We start from the raw sequence: 6324 nt of genomic DNA on the forward strand, positions 1-6324 counted from the left end.
CGGCGGCAGCGCCTTCGCTTTGTGCGGCCGAGCAGGGCTCGCGTCGGCGTTCGCGTCGGCGTTCGCCGAATCGGTTTCGGATGCGGTGGCGTTCTCTGCCGCGCCGGTTAGTGCCATGCGTTCATGCCCGTTCAATGGAGGTGGATTATAAGCGGATGAATTTCCTCCACTTATTATTGCCCAGCATCCTGCGCTTACGCTGGGAGGACATCCCGGCGGAGAAGGGCAGGCCACATGCGCGCTGACGCGGCACTACGACGCCAGGTGATCGTGAGAGAAGCCCGACGGCTGTTCGCCGAGCACGGAGCCACGATCGCGCTCGACACGATTGCCGAGGCGAGCGGCGTGGGCATCGCCACCCTCTACCGAAACTTCGATTCGCGCGCCGCGCTGGCCAACGAAGTGGCGCTGGCAATCCTCTCCGACATGCGCGAGGCATCCTCCGAAGCCCTCCTCACAGTCGAAGCGCAAGCAGAATCCGCCTGGCGAGGCTACATCGACCGTTTGGTTGAACTCGACCTGGGGGCCCTCACAGCGGCACTCTCGGGATTCGTAGCGGCAGGCATGTCAGACTCCGTGCGAGACGCTCAGGCCCAGACCCTGTCGGGCGTCGAGGACGTTCTTACCGCGGCACAATCGGCGGGCCTCGTGCGCACCGATTTCGGCGCTCTCGAACTCATCGTGGGCATCGGCATGATCACCCGTCCGCAGCTTCCGGCTATCCACGACGCGGCCCCCGCACTAATCTCGCAGCTCGTGGATATTTTCGTGATCGGGATGCGGCCTCCAGCAGACCCTTCCTGAGCTGATCTGAGCCGACCCGCGGCGCCGCGACCGCCGACCCGATCCCCCGTGCGCCTACAGAAAGTGCGCCGACGCTCCTAGCGTTGCGAAACGAGACGCAGAGGAGTCACCATGATCAGATCAGGCGCCACACCGTGAAGCTCAACTTTCTGCGACCCCCCCGCACTATCGGCGAGTGGTGCGGCGACCTGCTCCGGGTTGCCGGGCTCGTCTGCGTTGTCATCGGCATCACCAGCTGGAGCCTCGCCGATGGCGGAATCCTTGCCCTCGCCCTGCCCGGACTCGTGTTGCCCAGACTCCTTGGGGTCAAGGCCTGGTTCGACGTGGTCTTCGGCATCACCGTGTTGATATCGGTCTGGAGCAATGTGCTCGACCTCTACACGACGGTTCGGGGATGGGATCTCGTCGTTCACTTTGTGCTCACGGGCCTGACCGCGATTCTGCTCTACCTCCTGTTCGCCCGCTACGGCATCGTCGACGAGCCCGACCGTAGCGGTGTCGCCACCGTCGTGCTCGCCACGACGATGGGGCTCGCCCTCTCCGCGGTGTGGGAGGTGTTCGAGTGGTTCGGCTGGGCGTTCATCAGCGAAACGATTTATGTCGCCTACCAAGACACCATTGGCGACATGGTCGCCGGCGGCGTCGGCTCATTCGTCGCCGCACTTCTGCTCGCCACCGTGCCGCTTCTCCGTGCGGATGCCGTGCCAAGCGAGAACCGTCGGCGAACGGTGATCTAGTCGCCGAAGCGAGCGACGAGTCGCCCCGTCACCTGGTTGTTCGCCAAGCGCTCGAGGCCGTCGCCGACCTCGTCGAAGGCGATCTCCTCATAGGTGGGAGCAATCTCGCCGTTGAGCATGAGAGCGAAGACCTCTTCGATATCCTGCACGGTTCCCCCGAGCGAGCCGACGAGCGTCTTGCCCAGAAGGGTCGGCGTGGTCACCGTGAACGTGGGCTTGCCGAGCCCGACCTGCACGACTTTTCCGCCGCGCTTGATCGCGTTGAGGGCCTTCTGGGTCGTGTCGAAGCCCGCGTAGTCCACGATCAGGTCGAACCCGCCGGCCGCGTTGAGAGGGTCCTCCGAGAGCGGCTTGTTCCACTCATCGGCATCCTTCACACACGAGACGACGCCGGCTTCGAGAGCGAGTGGCCAGACATCCTCTTTCATCTCGGCAACGTGCACCTCGGCGCCCGCAAGCACGGCGGCCCGGGCACCGATCTGGCCGAGGCCACCGAACCCGATAACGCCGACCTTCATGCCGGCCCGAGCGCCACCCTCTTTGATGATCGCGTGATACGAGGTCATTCCAGCATCCGTTGCGAGCGCCGCGAGAGATAGATCGAGGCCATCGGGCACGCGTGCCAGGTCGCGGTAGTCGGCCGCAAGCTTGTCGGCGAAACCGCCGGGCGTGAACATTCCGAGGGGTGGCTGAACTCCCGATGAGTTGACGCCGACGACGTCGCCCACCGCGAAGCCCTCGACCTCCGACCCGATCGCCGAGATCACGCCAGCGTTTTCGTGCCCCTGCGTCATGGGCAAGAACGGCATGACGCCGTCGCCGACCTGCATGTACATGAGGTCTGAATGGCAGAGACCGGATGCCTTCACATCGATGATCACCTGCGTGGGGCTGGGAGTCGGCTCGGCGACATCGTTGAGCTGGATCGGGGCGCGATTGCCGATGTACTGCCAAGCCTTCATGATTCACTCCCATTGTTGTGCGGTCGCCGTTGCGGACGTCCCTTCCACTGTATGCACTTAAACGGTTAAGTGGTACTGTGCCGGGGTGGTTACCGCTGCACGCTTCCCCGCCGAGGCTCCGACGCGAAAGGTCACGATTCGCGATGTCGCGAGCGCTTCAGGGGTGTCAATCGCGACGGTCAGCTACGTGCTCAATGGCAGCACCAAGCACACGATCCCCGATTCCACTCGGGAGCGCGTACGGCAAGCCGCGAACGCCCTTGGTTACGTGCCCCACGGCGTCGCGCGAGCGCTTCGGGAGGGCATGTCGCGCATTGTGCTGCTCAACGTTGGGTCGATGCTCGGCGGTCACAGTCTCGATAGCTTCATTTCGGGCATGAGCGAGGAGCTTCGCGCGCAGGGCCACGCTCTCCTCGTCGCCGCGAATCCCGACACCAATCGCGGCGCAGTGCCCAATGAAGCGGTCGAGGCCCTCGCGCCGCGCGCCGTTCTCGACCTGGCCCACCTTCTCACCGGAGCAGCCGATGAGCATCCGTTGTTCGGGGTCACCGAAGGCCACCAGACGGGGCTCGGCTTCCACACGCTGACCCAACTGCGCCACCTGGCCGAAGCCGGCCATCGCGAAATCGCGTTCGGCATACCTCTCGACCCCAGGGCATCGTTCGCCAACAGCCGCATTGAGCATGTGGTGAGTATCGCCGCGGAACTCGGCATGGGGCCTGTGCACACGCTGGTGCTGGACATGGACGCCACTCCGTCGGAGCGGGTCGAGACGCTGCGCAGCTTTCTCGACCGGGCACCGGTGACTGCCGTAGCCGCCTATTCCGATGACGTAGCGTTCTGCGTGCTCTCCGCAATGGCGGGGCTCGGCCTGCACGCACCCCATGACCTCGCGGTGATCGGATTCGATGATGGCCGCCATGGGCAATTCTGGCGACCGACTCTGACCACGGTGCGCATCGACGCCGCATCCTTCGGCCGCAGGGCTGCACGAATCGCGCTCGACCTCGACCCGGGCGAATGGGTGCAGCCACCGTCCGAGGTCATTGTGCGCGAATCGGCGTAAACCGCCTGCGCGGAAATTGTCGAAACGCGAAAAAACCCCCGGGTAACCAGGGGTTTTCGCTGCGGAGACGGAGAGATTTGAACTCTCGGTTCCCATAAAGGGAACTCCACCTTAGCAGGGTGGTGCACTAGGCCGGACTATGCGACGTCTCCAGTAACTCGTCAATCATAGCGGCAAATTCGAGAGCGTCTAATTCGACCGCGTTTACGCGTTTACTGCACCCGGCATCCCCACGAGGTGGCCCAAATGCGGGTTCCGGATGCTCACCAAGGCGAAAGTGGGACCCTTCGGCGGGATCTTGGCCCGCAGCGCGCCGCAGCGCGCCCGCAGCGCGCTAGTTGTTCGCCTTGGCGCAGGTGTTCTGCGCCGCAGACTGACCCAGCAGGCCCCTGATGACCTCGGGCTCAGCGGGGGCGGCCGGGTCCGGCGTCGCCGGATCAGTCGACCCGTCGGCCGGAGGTGCCGCCGGAGCGGCTTCCGTGGGCGCGGGTGTCTCGGTGGGAGCCGGGTCGTTCGTGGTCGAACCGCGGCCCGTGCTCTCGACCGAGAACGGCTCGTCTGCCTTGATCTTGTCCATGAGAGCCTTTGCGGTGCGCTCGATCGGCGCGACCTTGCCCGCATAGACTCCGCCGACCCCCGTGGTGCTCGGGTACTGCACGAACTGGATGCGCGAGAGATCCATGTTCTTGAACACCTGCGCCATTGACACCAGGGTCGGCACGTTCTTCATGCTGTTCGAGAGAGTCATCGACTTCGTGGCCGCCGTGGCGATGCGGTACAGGGTGGCCGGGTCGTCGAGCACGCCCTCCGACGTGACCTTGCGCATGAGCGCCGACATGAACACCTGCTGCGAGCTGATGCGCCCGAGGTCGCTGCCGTCGCCCACGCCATAGCGGGTGCGCAGGAATCCGAGGGCCTGAACTCCCTCGATCGTGTGCTCACCGGCGCTCGGCAGGTTGAGGCCGTTGGCCATCGGGTCGTAAATCGGGCCGGTGGTGCACACTGTGACGCCGCCGACCGCCGTCGACATGTTGACGACACCGTTGAAGGTGATCATCGTGGCGAACGGGATGTCGAGGCCCGTAAGCTTTTCCAGCGTCAGGGCAACGCAGGCGAGGCCGCCGTGCGAGAGCGCAACGTTGAGCGGCTGCGCCGACATGGCCGCGTTGTTGCCCTTGCCGTCTTCGCGCGGGCACCCGGGGATAGGCACAACGAGGTCGCGGGGAAAGCTCACGGCCGTGGCGTTGGTGTGGTCGGACGAGACATGAACCAGGATGTTCACATCGTTGAGAGTCGCCTGCCGGTCACGGCATCCGCCCTCCTGCTCGCACTGGTCGCTACCCACGATGAGCACGTTGAAGCCACCCTCATAGGCGCCGAGTGCGGGCGGCGGGCCGTCTTCTTCTCCGACGAGGGCCACCGATTCGATGCTGCCCTCAAGCTGCGCGACGGTGATTCCGGCGACGGCGACGCCGCTGACGAGAAGCACGGCGAGCGATGCGCCGACGAGCGAGAGAAACCCCATCAGGGCGCTTGAGCGGCGAAGCCGGCCATGGCGCGCAATGGGTGCAGTGCGGGGCTCTCTGGCTGTGCTCACTGGTGGCGTTCCTCCGCTAGGTCATGCGTCGAAACGCGGACTGTCTGACAAGGCTTGGCGGAGGGCGTGGGATTCGAACCCACGAGACATTTCTGCCCACCAGTTTTCAAGACTGGCTCCATCGGCCGCTCGGACAGCCCTCCAGGGGAATCCCCGGCCACGATTCTAACGGATGCGCGCACGCAACCCGCTCCGCCCACCTCAGTTCAGCGTGGCGAGCGTGGCAGCGAGGCCGTCCTCGTGGTCCGTTGCCGTGACCTCGTTGGCCGCAGCCTTGACCTCATCCGGTGCCTGCCCCATAGCAACGCCGCGGCCCACAACGCTGGCCCATTCGAGCATTTCTATGTCGTTGCGCCCGTCGCCGACCGCCATGACACGAGACTGCGGGGCGTCGAGCCACTCGCGGACGCGCTCCATGCCGGTTGCCTTGTTCACGCCGTCGGGCGCGATATCGAGCCACGCGGTCCAGCCGATGTTGTAGCTGACCTTGTGCAAACCGATCTGCTCGACGATGCCCAGAAACTCCTCCTGGTCGTGTTCCAGCGAGAGCACCACCAGACGCGTCGCCTCGACGCCGAGAAGGTCGTCGAACTCCACCTGCTCGCTCGAGATGCCCAGGGATGCCGTGGGGAACTTGCCGACGTAGCGGTAGTGGCCGTGCTCGTCTTCGAGGGCGAAGCTGGCCCCGGCGAGCCGCTCGTGCAGCGCTGTCAGCACAGCGCTGGGGTCAAACGTTTCGACGTGAGCGCGGGTGTAGCCGAGCGGAGCTTCCGGGTCGCGGCGCATCGTGACCGCTCCGTTGGAGCACACCAAATATTCGGGTTGAATGCCGAGCTTCTCAGCGACGGGCAGGGTCATGGAGACGGCACGCCCCGTGGCGAGCATCACCTCGTGGCCGAGGTCGCGCACCCGCGCAACCTCCCGGCTCACCGCCTCGGTGATAACGCCGTCCTGCAGCATGATCGTGCCGTCGATATCGAGGGCGACGAGCCATGGTTCAGGATGCGCCGCGCCGAGACGAGGGGCCGTTGCGTCGGTCACCGTTGCACCGGCTCCAATACTTCGAGGCCGCCCATGTAGGGCCGCAGCGCTTCGGGCACGCGCACTGAACCATCCGCCTGCTGATGCGTTTCGAGGATGGCAACCAACCAGCGCGTC

At 65.2% G+C, this 6324-nt stretch carries 6 protein-coding genes and 2 tRNA genes; 3 read left to right on the plus strand and 5 right to left on the minus strand.

Going from position 1 to position 6324, the window contains the following annotated elements; translation table 11 throughout:
- The first annotated feature begins 234 nt into the window (after positions 1-234).
- Together AC062T_RS00320 and AC062T_RS00325 are read left to right on the plus strand one after the other, a co-directional pair.
- Positions 235-804 carry a TetR/AcrR family transcriptional regulator gene (locus tag AC062T_RS00320; protein ID WP_476026289.1) on the plus strand — a complete coding sequence of 190 codons (570 nt, stop codon included), beginning with the start codon at positions 235-237 and terminating at the stop codon, positions 802-804.
- Positions 805-938: 134 nt separating this feature from the next.
- The gene (locus tag AC062T_RS00325; RefSeq protein WP_476026291.1) at positions 939-1541 is read left to right on the plus strand and encodes a DUF2238 domain-containing protein; all 603 of its coding nucleotides are present in this window, start codon (positions 939-941) and stop codon (positions 1539-1541) included.
- On the opposite strand, the gene AC062T_RS00330 is transcribed toward AC062T_RS00325, so the two are convergent.
- The gene (locus tag AC062T_RS00330; protein ID WP_476026293.1) at positions 1538-2503 is read right to left on the minus strand and encodes a zinc-binding dehydrogenase; all 966 of its coding nucleotides are present in this window, start codon (positions 2501-2503) and stop codon (positions 1538-1540) included. The genes AC062T_RS00325 and AC062T_RS00330 overlap by 4 nt on opposite strands.
- 85 nt (positions 2504-2588) lie before the next feature.
- Here AC062T_RS00330 and AC062T_RS00335 point away from each other — a divergent pair, with 85 nt between their 5' ends.
- Positions 2589-3569 (plus strand): LacI family DNA-binding transcriptional regulator, encoded by a 981-nt coding sequence (locus tag AC062T_RS00335; RefSeq protein ID WP_476026295.1) that lies wholly within the window; start codon positions 2589-2591, stop codon positions 3567-3569.
- Between the two features lie 62 nt (positions 3570-3631).
- On the opposite strand, the gene AC062T_RS00340 is transcribed toward AC062T_RS00335, so the two are convergent.
- The 4 genes from AC062T_RS00340 to AC062T_RS00355 form a co-directional block, all read right to left on the minus strand.
- A tRNA-Ser gene (locus tag AC062T_RS00340) sits at positions 3632-3721 on the minus strand.
- Positions 3722-3903: 182 nt separating this feature from the next.
- Positions 3904-5166, minus strand: a complete 1263-nt coding sequence (locus tag AC062T_RS00345; RefSeq protein WP_476026298.1) for an LCP family protein — start codon at positions 5164-5166, stop codon at positions 3904-3906.
- A 55-nt stretch (positions 5167-5221) separates the two neighbouring features.
- Positions 5222-5309, minus strand: a tRNA-Ser gene (locus AC062T_RS00350).
- 58 nt (positions 5310-5367) lie between these two features.
- Positions 5368-6207, minus strand: a complete 840-nt coding sequence (locus AC062T_RS00355; RefSeq protein ID WP_476026300.1) for an HAD family hydrolase — start codon at positions 6205-6207, stop codon at positions 5368-5370.
- Positions 6208-6324 lie beyond the last annotated feature (117 nt).

This window comes from Homoserinimonas sp., from assembly GCF_056262345.1.

What these genes read in the sequence shown, in the direction of transcription:
- AC062T_RS00320 (WP_476026289.1), top strand. Translation starts at nt 235, where the DNA reads ATGCGCGCTGACGCGGCACTACGACGCCAGGTGATCGTGAGAGAAGCC.
- AC062T_RS00330 (WP_476026293.1), bottom strand. Translation starts at nt 2,503, where the DNA reads ATGAAGGCTTGGCAGTACATCGGCAATCGCGCCCCGATCCAGCTCAAC.